The sequence below is a fragment of the Micromonospora sp. CNB394 genome, assembly GCF_000374985.1.
Classification (GTDB): Bacteria; Actinomycetota; Actinomycetes; order Mycobacteriales; family Micromonosporaceae; genus Micromonospora; species Micromonospora marina.
In genome coordinates, this window is sequence record NZ_KB895838.1 from 13,958 (window position 1) to 29,212 (window position 15,255).

Below are 15,255 nucleotides of genomic sequence, written 5' to 3' on the forward strand. Positions count from 1 at the left end.
AGCTCGACGGCCCGCCCGGGTCGCGTCGCCCAAGGCCGGCGAGCAGCGGTGACGGCTCAGCCCAACGGGCGACGGATGAAGCCCGTGGGGCGGGGTAAGGCAGCACGGTCCTGGTGGAGAGACGACCGGTGTCGCGGCGTACCGCGACCGGGCACGCGGGCGGGCGGCGCGAATGCCGCCCGCCCGCGCATCCCGGGGCCGGCCCTGGGCGGACAGGGTTCGATCAATGACGGGCGTCGGCTGGCGCGCCCAGGCGTGACCGGGCCGGCGGCCACCTCGGCCTCCGTACAAGGACATCGACGCCGCCCGCCGGACGGCCGGCACGCCGACCGCCTTCTGACGCCGCCCCGGTCGTCCGTCCGGCCCGTACCGGACGGACGACCGACCGGCTCAGCTACCGGTCACCCAGTTCCAGGCGGAGACCACCCACTCGGTCTGCTGCAGGTACGCCACACCGACGCCGACCAGGAACAACGCGGTCACCAGGTGAGCACCCTTGGCACTGCGGCGCACCCGGCCGAACTGCCGCTCCAGGATCAGCCGGCCGAGCAGCCGGGCCAGCACGAACAGGCCGACCGCGGTGAGCAGGCTGAGCACGAACGTGAGCAGCGGGGCGACCAGGTTACCCCGGCCGGAGATCGCCCAGATGCCCCAGCAGACGAACGCGAACAGCGCACCGGCGGCGCTCAGCTCCCCGCCCTTGCGCGCCTGGGTCAGGTGCCAGCCCATCGGCCGACGGGGCGCCGGCTCCGCCGCCCAGTCGCCGTGCTCGACCGTGGGGAACTGCTCGGTCCGGGGCGTACGCGACGGGCGCGGCTGACCGACCGCCGCCACCCCGCGCTGGAACGCGTCCCGCTGCGGGGGCACCGCCCCCGGCTGGGGCGGCACCTCCACGGTGCGCTCGGCCCACGGCTGTGTCTGGTCCGCCATCTTCCGTCCTCCCCCTCGACCGATACCGGCCTCCGTTTCCGAGGGTAGCCAGCCCGCAAATAGGGTGCCGACCCCCGTCACGGTGCGATACACACGTGCCGTGACTGACGTGGTGGTATCCCGGGCCGAGGACTTCGACGACATCGCGGCGCTGCTGGCGCTGGCCTTCCACGGCGATCTCGACCCCGAGGTGCAGGCGCTGGAACGCCCGATCTTCGAGCCGGACCGGTCGCTGCTGGTCCGCGACGGCGGAACGGCGGTGGCACACGCCGCCGCGTTCAGCCGCGACCTCGCGGTGCCCGGCGCGGACGTGCCAGCCGCGCACGTGACGATGGTGGCGGTCGCGCCGACGCACCGGCGGCGCGGCCTGCTCACCCGGCTGATGCGCCGGCAACTGCGCGACGTCCGCGACGCCGGCCGGGAGCCGATCGCGGTGCTCTGGGCCAGCGAGGGACGCATCTACCCCCGCTTCGGCTACGGGTCGGCGGCCCCGCGGTACGTGCTGTCCGCAGACACCACCGGCCTGCGGCTGCCCGCCCCGTCGCCCGCCGAGGGCAGGCTGCGACTGGACCGTCCGGAGACGCACCGGAACGAACTGGCCCGGCTGTACGAACGGGTCCGCGCCGAGCGTCCCGGCTGGTCCCGGCGCGACGAGCGCTGGTGGTCGTACGTACTGGCGGATCTCAAGGCGCACCGGGGCGGCGCCACCGAGCGCCGGGTACTGCTGCACGAGGGCGCCGACGGGCTCGACGGGTACGCGCTCTACCGGACGAAGGACAGCTCGTCGGCGACCGGACCGCAGGCCGAGGTGCAGGTCGGCGAGGTGGTGGCGGTGACGCCGGAGGCGTACACGGCGCTGTGGCGGCTGCTGCTCTCGGTCGACCTGACCCGCCGGCTGTCGTTCCCGATCGCGGCCCCGGACGAGCCGCTGCTGCGGCTGGTGGACGAGCCCCGCGAGCTCTCCCCGCAGCTCGCCGACGCGCTCTGGGTACGGGTGGTGGACGCGCCGGCCGCGCTCGCCGCCCGGCGCTACGCCACCGACGTCGACGTGGTGATCGAGGTCACCGACGAGCTGCTGAAGGAGAACACCGGCCGCTGGCGGCTGGTCGGCGGGCGCGACGGCGCGCAGTGCACGCCCACCACCGCCCCGGCCGGACTGGCGTGTGACGTACGCGCGCTCGGCGAGCTGTACCTCGGCGGCGCGAACCCGTACGCGCTCGCTGCCGCCGGCCGCGTCCGGGAGCTGATCCCGCACACGCTGACCGCACTGACGCCCGCCTTCACGTGGCACCGCACCCCTTCCCCCATGGAGGTCTTCTGACCGTCCCCGCCCCACCCCACCCGTTTTCTTTGTCGATCATGAAGTTGGCGGCGTGAACCGTCCGGTTCGTCCCGGCCAACTTCATGATCGCGCGACCCCGGGCGCGGGTGGGTCGGGGACGGTACGGTCGGGGGATGGGTGAGGCGGAGCGACGGCGACGGCGACTGCGGCACCACGGTGAGGCCAGCACCCCGGCGGGTGCCGACGTACGGCATCACGGTGAGGCCAGCACCCCGGCGGGTGCCGACAACACCGGCACCGGCGGGACCGCTGCCAGCACCGCCCCCGTACACGACGACGTGGCACCCCGGTCCGCGCGCGGTGGCCGTCCCGGCGAGCCGGAGCCCCGGGGACGCCGCGCCACCGCGCCCGCCGAGGAAGGCGAACGCGGGCTGCGCGGACTCGTCGGCTCCGGCTCGTCGCAGGTGAGCGTGACGGCCGCGCTGCGGGCACGCGACGCCGCCCGGCCCAGCGAGGACGATCTCGCCGAGGCCGAACAGCGGGTGGTGCTCATCCGCCGCAACTGGGTGCCGCGCGAGGAACTGCCCCGCAACGGGCGGTGACCCCCCGGCGTCCCGTCAGGCGGGCAGCTCGGGCAGCTTGCGGCTCTGCTCGTAGGCCGCCACCTGCTCGATGCGCCGGCTGTGCCGCGGGTTGCCGGAGAACGGCGTGGTGAGGAACGCCTCGACGAGCGCCGTCGCCTCGTCCAGCGTGTGCTGCCGGGCGCCGATCGCGACGATGTTGGCGTCGTTGTGCTCGCGGGCGAGCTGGGCGGTGTCGACGTTCCAGGCCAGCGCCGCCCGGACCCCCGCCACCTTGTTCGAGGCGATCTGCTCGCCGTTGCCGGAGCCGCCGATCACCACGCCGAGGCTGCCCGGGTCACCGACCACCCGGTCACCGGTGTGCAGGCAGAACGCGGGGTAGTCGTCGTCCGGGTCGAAGGCGTGCGGCCCCACGTCGACCACCTCGTAGCCCTGCTTGGCCAGGTGGTTGGCGAGGTGCACCTTCAACTCGAAACCGGCGTGGTCGGATCCCAGGTAGACGCGCATACCGCGCAGTCTGACAGGCCCGCCCCGCAGCCGGCGCGCGGGCGGCGGCTGCGAGGCGGATTCGTCACACGGTCAGTGCGGCAGCTCGGCCACCACCAGCCCGGCCCGCGCCTTCGGGGTGAACCACGTGCTCTTGCGCGGCATCTTCTCCCGGGCCAGGTTCACCGCGACGAAGTCGTCGACCGTCACCGGCGCGACGAGCACCGCCAGCTCGGCCCGGCCGGCGTCGACCTCACCGACGAGCCAGCTCGCCGGATAGTCGCCGCCCACGTACGTGATCCGCTTGTCGCCCGGGTCGAGGCCCAGCGCGTCCCGCAGCAGCAGGCGTTCGACGAGCGCGTGGTCGAGGTTCTCCAGCCGGCCGGCGCCCACGTGCGGCAGCGTCACCGCGTACCCCCGGCCGCCGAGGTGGAGGTGCACGACGCCGCCGGTGGCCGGGACGTCGACCGGCCCGTCCACCGGGGTGATCTCCGCACCCGCCGCCCGCAGCCGGTCGAGCAGCTCCTCCGGCGTGGTGGTCAGCTCGCTGACCAGCCGGTTGTAGGGCTGGATGGCGACCGACGCGGGTGTGGTGACCACCGCGAGGAAGCGCGGGAACCCGCCGGTCTGCGCGGCCAGGCTGCGGTGGTTGCCGTCCGCGACCACCAGCTCCCCGCCGCCTGCGAGTGCGGTCAGCCCGTCCTGCGCCGCTCCCGGGCCCAGCAGCCAGATCGCGTGCGTCCGGCCCGACTGGTCGACGTCGGTCGCGGCGGGCGCGCCGGCCGCGTCGGTCGCCGCAGCGAGCGCGGCGTGCAGCTCGTCGCCCTTGCCGGTCTGGAGCAGGAGTACGGGCGAGAGCAGGTGACCGAGCGCCTCGGCCAGGGCGACGCGCTCGCGTACCTTGGCGATGAACACGTCCTCGTTACGGATCACCAGGCCCGGCTCGTCGGCGCGGGTGGAGATCTGGTCGGTGTCGACCATGGCCCACAGCCCGTACGCGCTCTCCTCGCCCGGCGCGCTGATCCGGTAGAGCACCACCACCTGCTCGGCCGGCGTGTAGCTGCCGTCCGCCTTCGCCTCGGCCAGGCGCGCCACCGCGTCGGGCAGTGCGTCGAGGAAGGACTTCCCGAGGCTGCCGGGCGCCCGGTGGGGCATCTCGATGCCCAGTGCGCTGTGCGGATTCGCCTCGACGATGGAGGTGATCTCCGCGTCGTCGGCGAACTCGTCGTAGTTCTGCGCGCCGGTGCCGCCAGTGGTGATCCAGGCCCGGGTGATCGGATGCACGACCGTCATGCCCGCTGACGCTACCCGGGCCCCGATCCGCGCCGCCGCCGGACTCACCCGCTTACCACCAGATGAAAGACATCCCAGGGGCTTGAATGTCAAGCAGCAGCCTTGTTGAGGTGGTGGGACCAGGCGGTCGCCTCGTCGTAGCGGGTGCCGGTTTTGAGGCATCCGTGTAGGATGCCGACGAGCCGGTTGGCGAGTTGCCGCAGGGCGGCGTTGTAGGTGGCGCCGCGGGCGCGTTGCCGGTCGTAGTAGGCGCGGGCGCCGGGCGAGGCGGTCAGCGCGGTGAACGCCTGGGTCATGAGCGCGTCGATGAGCCGGTCGTTGTGCACGAACCGGGCGGCGACGGTCTTCTTCTTCCCGGATGCGCGGGTGATCGGGCTGGTCGCGGCGTAGTTCTTGCGGGCCTTGGCCGAGGTGTAGCGGTTGTGGTCGTCGCCGAACTCGGCGAGCACCCGGGCGCCGAGGACGGCACCCAGTCCGGGCTGGGACAGGATGATCTCAGCGTCCGGGTGCCGGCCAAAATGGGCCTCCACCTGCCCTTGCAGGGCCTTGACCTGCTCGTTGAGGGTGACGAGCAGCGCGACCAGGGCGCGGACCGACGCGGCGTAGGCGGCGGTGACCACGGTGGACTGGCCGAGGTGCTCGGCACGCAGCACGGCCTGGATCGCCGTGGCCTTGGCCGCGGTGTTACGGCGGCGGGCCCGTTTGAGAGCCGCGCTGATCTGGCTGATGCTCAGCCTGGCGGCGGCGGCCGGGTCCGGGGCCTTCGCGAGCAGTTCCAGGGTGTCGGCGGCGTCGAGGTCCTCGAACGCTGCGAGAGCGGCGGGGAAGTACTCCCGCAGCGCGTGCCGCAGCCGCTGAACGGCGCGGGTGCGTTCCCAGATCAGCGTCTTGTGCATCCGGGTGACGACCTTGACCGCTTCGGCCTCGGCCGAGTCGCCGGCGATCGGCCGCAGCTGGTGCGAGTCGGTTCGCACCATGTCGGCCAGCATGTGCGCGTCCGCGGCGTCGCTCTTGGCCCCGGACAGCGCGAGGCGTTGCCGATAGCGGGCCGCCTGCAACGGGTTGACCGCGTGCACCGTGTACCCGGCGGCGACCAACGCCTGCACCCACGGCCCCCGATCAGTCTCGATGCCGATCTTCACCCGGGCGGCGACATCGTCGACGTCGACGTCGACGTCGTCACCGAGGCACTGGCCGATCATCGCGTGCAGCCGCGTGATACCCGCGACGCCCTCGGGCAGCCGGGCCTTGGCCAGCCGGCGGCCGGAGGCGTCCATCACCTCAACGTCGTGGTGGTCCTCCGCCCAGTCATCTCCCACGAACAGCAACACGTCTCCCGCCTATCGAGCCGATCACCTTCGGTAGCCAGGAGGAGAACCATCAGCGACCTAATGAAGCAGTGCTCACGCCGCAACCGGGCGGGCACGACATCCCATCAGCGATCAACTCTCCACACCGACCAGCCAGGGCACGATCTTTCACCAGGACTCAACGTCCAGGAACGGCCAGTGCTCACCAACTGGCGGCTACCTACCCACCAGGAGTCTGCCGGATAGCTCACTCCCAGAACCCATTAGGAAGGGCCCCTTGTTAACGCCTCCGGTAGAGGAAGGGCCCCTTCTTAACACCGGGGGGCGGGCGGCTCAGGCGGTGGAGTTGCGGTGCCGGCCCGGAGCCGGGCGGCGCGCCGGCGGAGCAGGGCGGGGCCCGGCGTTGAGGCGTACCGTCGTCGTACCGACGGCGGAGCCGGGCCGCGACGGTCCGCGGCCCGGCCGGCCGGACTCGCCCGGCGGCGTCATCCGCGAGGTAGCCACCACCCGGGCCACGCCAACCACGATCGGCGGGGCAAGCAGGTCGGCCACCTCAGCCGGACCGGCCGGCCAGTCGCTCTCGATCACCGACCAGTACGTCGCACCGGAGTCCTCGGTCGCCTGCTGCGGCGCGTCGTCGGACATGCGGCGGTGCTTGGCCATGGGAACGCCTCCAGGAGCTGCCGTGCTGCGACCCCGCGGGCCGTCGGCTGGGACACCCGGTGAAACGAGCCCCGCACCGGCCCGGTGACGGGCGGTGCGGGGCTCGCCGCCGCGAGGGCTCGGGTGTTAAGAAGGGGCCCTTCCTCTACCGGAGGCGTTAAGAAGGGGCCCTTCCTTACCCCTCAGTCGAAGATGGGATCCTGCTCGCGGGTGCGCTTCAGCTCGTAGAAGCCGGGGGTGCCGGCGACGAGCAGCACGCCGTCCCAGAGGCGGCCGGCCGCCTCGCCCTTCGGTGCCGGGGTGATCACCGGGCCGAAGAAGGCGACCTGCCGGCCGTCCGGACCCGGCGCGTGGACCACCGGGGTGCCCACGTCGGTGCCGACCGGGCGCATGCCCGCCTCGTGGCTGGCCCGCAACGCCTCGTCGTACTGGGTGGACTCGGCCGCGTCGGCGAGCGCCGGGTCCAGGCCCACCTCGGTCAGCGCGCCCACCAGCATGTCCCGGCCCAGGCCCTCCTTGCCGAGGTGGATCCGGGTGCCCATCGCGGTGTAGAGCTTCGCCAGCGCCTCGGTGCCGTGCGCCTGCTCGACGGCGATGCACACCCGCACCGGGCCCCAGCCGTCGCGCATCAGGTCCCGGTAGTCCTCCGGCAGTTCCCGGCCTTCGTTGAGTACGGACAGGCTCATCACGTGGAACCGGATGTCGACGTCCCGGACCTGCTCGACCTCCAGCAGCCAACGGGAGGTGATCCACGCCCACGGGCACAGCGGGTCGAACCACATGTCCGCGGTGACACGTTCGGTCACGGTGTTTTCCCTTCACGACATCGTCGCGCCGGGGACCCGGCGCGGTCACCTCCGATCCTCACCCCGTACCCCGGCGCCCGGTACCGGAATGAGAGCGTGACCTCGACCACCGGGAGCGGTCGGTGCATGGAAGACTCGGTTCTCGACGGCCCGTCACGAGCGGCCGGGCAGAACCGGCGCCGTGGGGCGCGGCGAGACGAGTGGGATGGAGACGAACAGTGCCGGGAGTGCGAAACCTGACCCAGGTCGAGGCGACCGAGCGGGCCCGCCTGCTCGAGGTGACCGGGTACGACATCAGCCTTGACCTGTCGACCGCGGTGCAGCCCACCGGTCGCACGTTCCGCTCGGTGACCGAGGTCCGGTTCCGCTGCGCCGAGCCGGGGGCGACCACGTTCATCGAGACAGCCGCCGAATCGGTGCGGTCGGCCACGCTCAACGGCGAGCCGGTGGACCTGTCCGGCTGGTCCGCCGAGAAGGGACTGACGCTCAGCGGCCTGGCCGCCGAGAACGTGCTGGTGGTCGACGCGGACTTCGGCTACTCCAACAGCGGCCAGGGCCTGCACCGGACCGTCGACCCGGTGGACGGTGAGACCTACCTCTACAGCCAGTTCGAGACCGCCGACGCGCAGAAGGTCTACGCCTGCTTCGACCAGCCCGACCTGAAGAGCGTCTACACCTGGCACGCCACCGTCCCCGACCACTGGCGGGTCGTGTCGAACATGCCGGTGGCCCGCGAGGAGGCCACCGGTGAGGGCCTGAAGACCGTGCACTTCACCGTCTCGGAGCGGATGAGCACCTACATCACCGCGCTCTGCGCCGGGCCGTACCACGAGGTGCGCCACACCCACGACGGCATCGACATGGGCTACTTCTGCCGGGCCAGCATGGCCCCGCACATGGACGCCGACGACCTGCACCTGATCACCACGCAGGGCTTCGACTTCTTCCACGAGAAGTTCGGCGTGCGCTACCCGCTGCCCAAGTACGACCAGCTCTGGGTGCCGGACTTCAACGCCGGCGCGATGGAGAACTTCGGCTGCGTCACGCACGCCGAGTCGCACTACATCTTCCGCTCGCAGGTCACCGACTTCGAGTACGAGCAGCGCGCCAACACGATCCTGCACGAGCTGGCGCACATGTGGTTCGGTGACCTCGTCACCATGCGCTGGTGGAACGACCTGTGGCTCAACGAGTCGTTCGCCGAGTGGGCCAGCCACTGGTGCAACACGCACGCCACCCGCTTCACCGACGCCTGGACCACGTTCCTGTCGATCCGCAAGAACTGGGGTTACCGGCAGGACCAGCTCTCCTCCACCCACCCGGTCTACTGCGAGATGCCGGACCTGGAGGCCGTCGAGGTCAACTTCGACGGCATCACGTACGCCAAGGGCGCGAGCGTGCTCAAGCAGCTCGTCGCGTACGTGGGCGAGGAGCCGTTCCTGGCCGGCCTGCGCGCCTACTTCGGCAAGTACGCCTGGGGCAACGCCACCTTCGACGACCTGCTGTCCGAGCTGGAGACGGCCTCCGGCCGGGAGCTGCGCAAGTTCGCCGCCCAGTGGCTGGAGACCGCGCAGGTCAACACGTTGCGCCCGGAGGTGACCATCGGCGCCGACGGCACGTACGAGCGGGTGGTGGTCCGGCAGGAGGCGCCGTCGGCCTACCCGACGCTGCGTACCCACCGCATCGGCGTCGGCCTGTACGACCTCAGCGACGGCCGGCTGGTGCGCCGCGAGCTGATCGAGACGGACGTGACCGGCGAGCTGACCGAGCTGTCCGAGCTGCACGGCAGGCAGGCCGCCGACGTGCTGCTGCTCAACGACGAGGACCTCACATACGCCAAGCTGCGGCTCGACGGGCGGTCGATGGCCACTGTGGTGCAGCACATCGCCGGCTTCGACTCGTCGCTGGCGCGGGCGCTGTGCTGGACCGCCGCCTGGGACATGACCCGCGACGCCGAGCTGTCGGCCCGCGACTACGTGGCGCTGGTGCTGGCCGGGCTGACCGCCGAGACCGACATCAACCTGGTCACGGCGACGCTGCGGCAGGCGAAGACGGCGCTCACCTTCTACGCCGACCCGGCGTGGGCGCCGACCGGCTGGGCCGACCTGTCCCGTACCGCGCGGACGGCGCTCGCGGCGGCCGAGCCGGGCAGCGGCTTCCAGCTCGCCTGGGCCCGGGCGTACGCCTCGTCGGCCCGCTCCGGCGAGGACCTGGCCACGCTGCGCGGCTGGCTGGACGGCAACGGGGTGCCGGAGGGGCTGACCGTCGACACGGAGCTGCGCTGGACGGTGCTCCAGTCGCTGGTCGCCAACGGCGCTGCGGGTGCCGACGAGGTGGACGCGGAGCTGGCCGGCGACCGTACCGCCAGCGGCGAGCGGGAGGCCGCGTACGCGCACGCGCTCGTGCCGACCGTCGAGAACAAGGCCGCGGTGTGGGCGCTGCTCACCGGCCCGGACGCGCTGCCCAACTGGCGTAACCGGGCGCTGTTGCAGGGCTTCACCCACGCGGCGCAGGTCGAGCTGACCGCGCCCTACCGGGAGCGGTACTTCGCCACGGTGGACCAGGTGTGGGCGCAGCGCGACAGCGAGCCGGCGCAGGAGTTCGTGCAGCTCGCCTACCCGGCGTACCTGGTCGAGGAGGACACCGTCGCGGCCACCGACGCGTGGCTGGCCCGGGACGGCCGGCCGGCGTCGCTGCGGCGGCTGGTGGCCGAGGGCCGCGACGGCGTGGTCCGTGCGCTGAAGGCCCGGCAGCGGGACGCGCGCAGCGCCTGAACAGGGGTACGGCGGCCGAGGGCCGGCGCGGGTGGCAGCCCGCGCCGGCCCTCGGCCGTTATCGTGTGCGGAGGAGGTGGACGTGATGGCACAGCCGGTCTACGAGTGGCGGCCACCCGAGCGCGACTGGCGAGAGCAGGACCTGTACGACCTGCCCGAGGACGGCAACCGCTACGAAATCATCGACGGGAGCCTGCATGTGACTCCACCTCCGGGGTTCGCTCACCAGGAGCTGGCGGACGATCTGCGCATGGCCCTCCGCCTCGCCGCGCCTCCCGGGTGGCGGGTCATCCGGGAAGCCGGCCTACGCGCACCTGGCAGTAATCTCATTCCAGACATCAGCGTGGTCAAGCCGGACGCCCCCCGCGACGGCCTGTGGCTGCACGCGGCGGACGTGGCGCTGGTGGTGGAGGTGGAGTCGCCGAGCAGCCGGCGGCACGACCGCTTCACCAAGCCATCCGTCTACGCCGAGGCCGGCATCCCGCACTACTGGCGGGTGGAGCGGGGCGAATTCGGGCCGGTGGTCCACCGATACCAGCTGACCAAGGGCGTGCACTACGAATCGCTCGGCACGGTCGGGCCGGATGACCCCGTCCAGCTCGACGAGCCGTGGCCGATGCGCCTGGATCCCTCCGCCTGGCCCCGCTGAGACGACGAGAAAGCCCGGCCCGCGTGAGCGCGGACCGGGCTTCGTCGTGTGTGCGGGCGGATCAGCCCTTGCCGGCGTGGCTGGCGAGCTGGTCGAGGCCCTGGATGATGCCGCCGGCCAGGTCGCCGCCGCCGAAGGAGGCCACCATGGAGAGCGCGGCCAGCTTGGCGTAGGTGTCCGGGATGCGCTTGCGCGCGTACTTGCCGGTGACGATCTCCAGCTGCCGCTGGTTGGGCGACACCGCGATCAGCACCGAGCGGTCCGGCTCGGCGAGCTGGCGGTGCAGCCGCTCGGCGTGTTCCCGGACCGGCTCGTCGAGGCCGCCGACGTAGACCGAGAAGACCAGACCGGTGCCCTGGTCGGCGAGGCGCAGCGCCTCGTCGATGCGGAGCAGCTGGCGGGTCGAGAACGGTCCGTCCAGCACGTCGGGCGGGGTGCCCGTCCCCGTCGTGGGCCGCGCTTCACCAACGGTCACTTGCGCCTCCGGTTCCACCGGCCGGCGCCTCCCGGCCGGCCTGCTCCTGCTTGCGGCTGGTCAACGCCGGCGCCTGTGCCCCGGCGGCCAGCGCCGTGCCGGCCGAGTCGGCCAGTTGCTCCGGGCGGCCCAGGAACCAGACCGGAGTGAAGTCGAAGGGCCGGCCCGGCCGGTAGCGCTTGGCGCCGCCACCGTTGCCGCGGCTGCCGACGGCCGCCAGGGCGGCGATCAGCAGCACCGCGGCGGCCGGGATGCCGACGAAGACCACCAACGTCTCGGTAACAGACAATCCCAACGCCCCCAGGCGGAAAGAGAGACCAGGAATGGTGCGGGTCGGGTGGGCCGGTCAGGACCGGTCGCGCCCCACCTCTGTGATGTTCACGTTAGCGGAGTCGGCGGCCCGCCAGATTGCGGGGTGCTGATCCCATCCGTCACTGGCGTGCTCCAGTTGCGCGGCAGTGGCGAGCAGTGTCGCGTCGTCGCCGTACCGGCCGGTGAGCAGCACTCCGACCGGAAGCCCGTCGGCGGTCCCTCCGACCGGCAACGAAACGGACGGGTCGCCCGTGACGTTGAAGACCGCGCAGTACGGCGAGAAGCGCCGCTGCCCGTCGAAGTCCTCGGCCGGTTCGAGGGCGGCGAACGCGCCCACCGGCGCCTGCGGGCTCGCGAGCGTCGGGCAGAGCAGCAGGTCACAACCGGCGGTACGGCGTACGCCACGGCGTACCTGCGCCTGGAGTTCGCCGAGCGCGGCCGTCAGCCGGGCCGCGCCGAGCGCCTCGCCGCGCTCGCGCAGGAACCGGGTCAGCGGCAGCAGGTCGCCGTCCCGCCCGGCCGGGACCGGGGTGACCGCCAGCGCGTACCAGACGGTCTCGAACAGCGGCCACGCCTCGGGGCCGAGCGGCGCGGGGACGTCGACCACCTCGTGGCCGGCGTCGGTGAGCAGCGCGGCGGCCCGGTCGACGGCGGCGACGCAGTCGGGGTGGACCGGTTCGTCGGCGAGCATCGGCGTGGTGAAGCGGCCGACGCGCAGCCGGCCGGGGCCGGTGACGCGGGCGGTGCGGGTGACGCCGAGGTACCCGCCGGCGGGTGCGGCCGGCGGCAGGTACGGCTCGCCGGGCACCGGGCGGGCGAGTACGTCGAGCAGCGCGGCCACGTCGGCGACGGTACGGCCGATCGGCCCGTTCACCGGTAGCCCGAAGCCGCCGAAGCCGAGCGGCCCGCCGGAGACCATGCCCCGGCTCGGTTTGTAGCCGACCAGGCCGCAGAGTGCGGCCGGGATGCGCAGTGAGCCGCCGCCGTCGGAGCCCTGCGCGACCGGCACGAGTCCGGCGGCGACCGCTGCCGCCGCGCCGCCGCTGGACCCGCCGGCGGTGTACGCGAGGTTCCACGGGTTCCGGGCCGGCGGCGCCACCAGCCCTTCGGAGTAGAGCGAGCAGCCGAGTTCGGAGGTGGTGGTCTTGCCGAGGCTGACCAGGCCGGCGTCGGCCAGGAGGCGGACCACGTCGGCGTCCACCGGCGGGACGAAGTCGGCGAAGGCGGCGGAGCCGAAGGTGGTGCGGACGCCGGCGGTGAGCGTGAGGTCCTTGATCGCGGTCGGCACCCCGTGCAGCGGACCGCGTTCCTCCGCGGCGAGTGCGTCGGCGGCTCGGGCGGCGCTTCGGGCCCGGTCGGCGGTGACGGTGACGAACGCGCCGACGGTGTCGCCGAGCGCGTCGACCCGGCGCAGGTGGTGCTCGACCAGTTCCAGGCTGGACAACTCGCCCCGGCGGATGGCGGCGGCCTGTTCCAGCGCGGTCAGGTCGTGCGGCTCGGCCATGCCGTCCATCCTGCCGGTCCGGCGGCCGGGAGGCCGGGCGACACGTCCGCGAGGGAGGCCGGGGTCCGTGTCCGAGTGCCCCGGCCGGCGGCAGCCGGTCCATATCCGGGTGGCACGACCGGTTCGGGATGGTCCGCCGGGCGGGCGGGGCGCGCAGGATGAGCAGATCGATGCAAGTCGATTTGAGGCAGCCCCCACCACCCCGAGGAGCCCGCCGTGCACCACGCACCCGGCACACCGGCCCGCCCGCCCCGGCTTCCGCGCGTCCTGCGTCCCCTGCTCGCCCTCGCCCTGACCGCCGCCGGCCTCGCCGCCCTGCCGGTGACCCCGGCCGGGGCCGGCGACGGCGGGTCGGCGGCGCTGGCCGCGAACCCCTACGAACGTGGTCCCGCGCCCACCACCGCCTCCATCGAGGCCACCCGCGGCCCGTTCGCGATCGCCCAGACCACCGTCCCCGCGTCAAGCGTCAGCGGCTTCCGCGGCGGCACGATCTACTACCCGACCAGCACCGCCGAGGGCACGTTCGGCGCGGTCGCCGTCGCCCCCGGCTTCACCGCCCGCCAGTCGGCAGTCTCCTGGCTCGGGCCCCGGCTGGCCTCGCAGGGCTTCGTGGTCGTCACCATCGACACCCTCTCCGTCTACGACCAGCCGGCCAGCCGCGGCACCCAGCTCCTGGCCGCCCTGGACTACCTGACCAACACCAGCGCGGTACGTACCCGGATCGACCGCAACCGCCTCGCCGTGATGGGGCACTCGATGGGCGGCGGCGGCAGCCTGTCGGCGGCGAACACCCGGCCCGCGCTCCAGGCGGCGATCCCGCTGACCGGCTGGCACACCACGAAGAACTGGTCGTCGGTCCGCGTGCCGACGCTCGTCATCGGCGCCGAGAACGACTCGGTGGCGCCGGTGTCGTCGCACTCGGAGCCGTTCTACACCAGCCTGCCGGCCACGCTCGACAAGGCGTACCTGGAGTTGAACGCGGCCGGCCACTCGGCGCCGACCGCGCCGAACGTGACGGTCGCGAAATACAGCATCTCCTGGCTCAAGCGGTTCGTCGACGACGACACCCGCTACGAGCAGTTCCTCTGCCCGGCGCCCCGGGGCACCGCGATCGAGGAGTACCGGGACACCTGCCCGCACTCCTGAACCGATCCGGGTGCGGCTGCCGTCGGCAGCCGCACCCGGAGTCCGTCAGCGGCCGAGGAACCGCAGCGCGTTGCCGCCGAGCAGCGCGTCCCGCTGTACGTCGGTGAGGAAGTCCGCCCGGTGCACCACCTGGCCGACCGGCCGCTCCCCCAGCGGGTACGGGTAGTCGCTGCCGAGCAGCACCCGCTCGGCGCCCATGGTGTCCACCAGCAGCCGCAGCGCCGCCGGCTCGAAGACCACCGAGTCGACGTGGAACCGGTCGACGTAGGAGCTGGGCGGCGCGCTGGACGCGCCGCGTACCAGGTCGCCGCGGCGGTGCCAGGCGTTGTCGGCGCGGCCCAGCCAGAACGGGAAGCTGCCGCCGCCGTGCGCGAAGCAGATCCGCAGCGTGTCCGGCACCCGGTCGAACACCCCGCCGAGGATCAGCGCGAGCACCGACAGGTGGGTCTCGGCCGGCATCCCGGTCAGCCAGCGGGCCATCCACCGGTCCAGCCGGGGGCCGCCGGGCATGTCCCACGGATGCACGAACACCGGCGCGCCGACCTCGGCGCAGTGCGTCAGGAACTGCACGACGCCCTCGTCGTCCAGGTCCCGGTCACCGACGTGGTTGCCGATCTCCACGCCGGCGTGCCCGGCCGACAGGCAGCGGTCCAGCTCGGCGCAGGCCGCGTCCGGATCCTGCAACGGCACCTGGCAGAACGGCACCAGCCGGCCGCCGCCCGCAGCGGTGACCTCCAGCGCGAGGTCGTTGAAGATCCGGGCCACCTTGACCGCCTGGCCGGCCGGCCGGTCGTAGCTGAAGAACACCGGGGTGGGCGAGACGACCTGCACGTCCACGCCGTCGGCGTCCATGTCGGCCAGCCGCGCCGGCGCGTCCCAGCACCGCGCCCCGATCGGGCGGAACTCCGTCTCCCCCACCATGATCATGGCGGCGCGCTCGGAGTCCACCCGCAGCCAGGGCCAGCCGGACCCGCCGCACGCCGCGGCGAGGTCCGGCCACCCCTTCGGTACGACGTGCGTGTGCACGTCCACCACCGGCACGCG

General features: G+C 73.1%; 15 protein-coding genes. 5 read left to right on the forward strand and 10 right to left on the reverse strand.

Annotated features, from left to right (window positions below):
- Positions 1–390: 390 nt before the first annotated feature.
- Positions 391–930, reverse strand: a complete 540-nt coding sequence (locus C569_RS0116590; protein ID WP_018786895.1) for a hypothetical protein — start codon at positions 928–930, stop codon at positions 391–393.
- Between the two features lie 100 nt (positions 931–1,030).
- Between C569_RS0116590 and C569_RS0116595 the strand changes: the two genes are divergently transcribed.
- Both C569_RS0116595 and C569_RS0116600 read left to right on the forward strand, forming a co-directional pair.
- On the forward strand, positions 1,031–2,251 hold the full coding sequence (locus C569_RS0116595) for a GNAT family N-acetyltransferase (RefSeq protein WP_018786896.1): 1,221 nt from the start codon (positions 1,031–1,033) through the stop codon (positions 2,249–2,251).
- Positions 2,252–2,385: 134 nt separating this feature from the next.
- A complete protein-coding gene (locus tag C569_RS0116600; RefSeq protein ID WP_018786897.1) occupies positions 2,386–2,814 on the forward strand; it encodes a hypothetical protein in 429 nt (142 codons plus the stop codon).
- A gap of 15 nt (positions 2,815–2,829) precedes the next feature.
- Here C569_RS0116600 and C569_RS0116605 read toward each other — a convergent pair whose 3' ends face one another.
- From C569_RS0116605 to C569_RS0116625, 5 genes are all read right to left on the reverse strand, one after another.
- Complete coding sequence (locus C569_RS0116605) at positions 2,830–3,300, reverse strand: ribose-5-phosphate isomerase (RefSeq protein WP_018786898.1); 471 nt, start codon at positions 3,298–3,300, stop codon at positions 2,830–2,832.
- A 72-nt stretch (positions 3,301–3,372) separates the two neighbouring features.
- Positions 3,373–4,572 (reverse strand): DUF1015 family protein, encoded by a 1,200-nt coding sequence (locus C569_RS0116610; protein ID WP_018786899.1) that lies wholly within the window; start codon positions 4,570–4,572, stop codon positions 3,373–3,375.
- Positions 4,573–4,661: 89 nt separating this feature from the next.
- On the reverse strand, positions 4,662–5,900 hold the full coding sequence (locus C569_RS0116615; protein WP_026268242.1) for an IS110 family transposase: 1,239 nt from the start codon (positions 5,898–5,900) through the stop codon (positions 4,662–4,664).
- Between the two features lie 315 nt (positions 5,901–6,215).
- Positions 6,216–6,527: a hypothetical protein gene (locus tag C569_RS0116620; protein WP_231394816.1), complete on the reverse strand. Its 312-nt coding sequence runs from the start codon at positions 6,525–6,527 to the stop codon at positions 6,216–6,218.
- Positions 6,528–6,727: 200 nt separating this feature from the next.
- Positions 6,728–7,351 (reverse strand): DSBA oxidoreductase, encoded by a 624-nt coding sequence (locus C569_RS0116625; protein WP_018786902.1) that lies wholly within the window; start codon positions 7,349–7,351, stop codon positions 6,728–6,730.
- Between the two features lie 227 nt (positions 7,352–7,578).
- Between C569_RS0116625 and pepN the strand changes: the two genes are divergently transcribed.
- On the forward strand, positions 7,579–10,125 hold the full coding sequence (pepN, locus tag C569_RS0116630; protein WP_018786903.1) for an aminopeptidase N: 2,547 nt from the start codon (positions 7,579–7,581) through the stop codon (positions 10,123–10,125).
- Positions 10,126–10,210: 85 nt separating this feature from the next.
- On the forward strand, positions 10,211–10,774 hold the full coding sequence (locus C569_RS0116635; RefSeq protein WP_036346070.1) for a Uma2 family endonuclease: 564 nt from the start codon (positions 10,211–10,213) through the stop codon (positions 10,772–10,774).
- A gap of 61 nt (positions 10,775–10,835) precedes the next feature.
- Here C569_RS0116635 and C569_RS0116640 read toward each other — a convergent pair whose 3' ends face one another.
- The 3 genes from C569_RS0116640 to C569_RS0116650 form a co-directional block, all read right to left on the reverse strand.
- Complete coding sequence (locus tag C569_RS0116640; RefSeq protein ID WP_026268243.1) at positions 10,836–11,249, reverse strand: DUF5130 family protein; 414 nt, start codon at positions 11,247–11,249, stop codon at positions 10,836–10,838.
- Positions 11,236–11,520, reverse strand: coding sequence for a hypothetical protein (locus C569_RS0116645; RefSeq protein WP_026268244.1), 285 nt, complete (start codon positions 11,518–11,520; stop codon positions 11,236–11,238). Before C569_RS0116645 ends, C569_RS0116640 begins: the two co-directional genes overlap by 14 nt.
- A gap of 75 nt (positions 11,521–11,595) precedes the next feature.
- Positions 11,596–13,065: an amidase gene (locus C569_RS0116650; protein ID WP_026268245.1), complete on the reverse strand. Its 1,470-nt coding sequence runs from the start codon at positions 13,063–13,065 to the stop codon at positions 11,596–11,598.
- A gap of 216 nt (positions 13,066–13,281) precedes the next feature.
- Here C569_RS0116650 and C569_RS0116655 point away from each other — a divergent pair, with 216 nt between their 5' ends.
- Entirely contained in the window at positions 13,282–14,211 is a 930-nt protein-coding gene (locus tag C569_RS0116655; protein WP_018786908.1) for a dienelactone hydrolase family protein, read from the forward strand.
- Between the two features lie 45 nt (positions 14,212–14,256).
- Here C569_RS0116655 and C569_RS0116660 read toward each other — a convergent pair whose 3' ends face one another.
- Entirely contained in the window at positions 14,257–15,252 is a 996-nt protein-coding gene (locus C569_RS0116660) for an amidohydrolase family protein (protein ID WP_018786909.1), read from the reverse strand.
- Positions 15,253–15,255 lie beyond the last annotated feature (3 nt).

Coding starts and splice junctions, on each gene's coding strand:
- C569_RS0116635 (WP_036346070.1), top strand. CDS start 10,211: ATGGCACAGCCGGTCTACGAGTGGCGGCCACCCGAGCGCGACTGGCGA.
- C569_RS0116610 (WP_018786899.1), bottom strand. CDS start 4,572: ATGACGGTCGTGCATCCGATCACCCGGGCCTGGATCACCACTGGCGGC.
- C569_RS0116605 (WP_018786898.1), bottom strand. CDS start 3,300: ATGCGCGTCTACCTGGGATCCGACCACGCCGGTTTCGAGTTGAAGGTG.
- C569_RS0116600 (WP_018786897.1), top strand. CDS start 2,386: ATGGGTGAGGCGGAGCGACGGCGACGGCGACTGCGGCACCACGGTGAG.
- C569_RS0116590 (WP_018786895.1), bottom strand. CDS start 930: ATGGCGGACCAGACACAGCCGTGGGCCGAGCGCACCGTGGAGGTGCCG.
- C569_RS0116620 (WP_231394816.1), bottom strand. CDS start 6,527: ATGTCCGACGACGCGCCGCAGCAGGCGACCGAGGACTCCGGTGCGACG.
- C569_RS0116650 (WP_026268245.1), bottom strand. CDS start 13,065: ATGGCCGAGCCGCACGACCTGACCGCGCTGGAACAGGCCGCCGCCATC.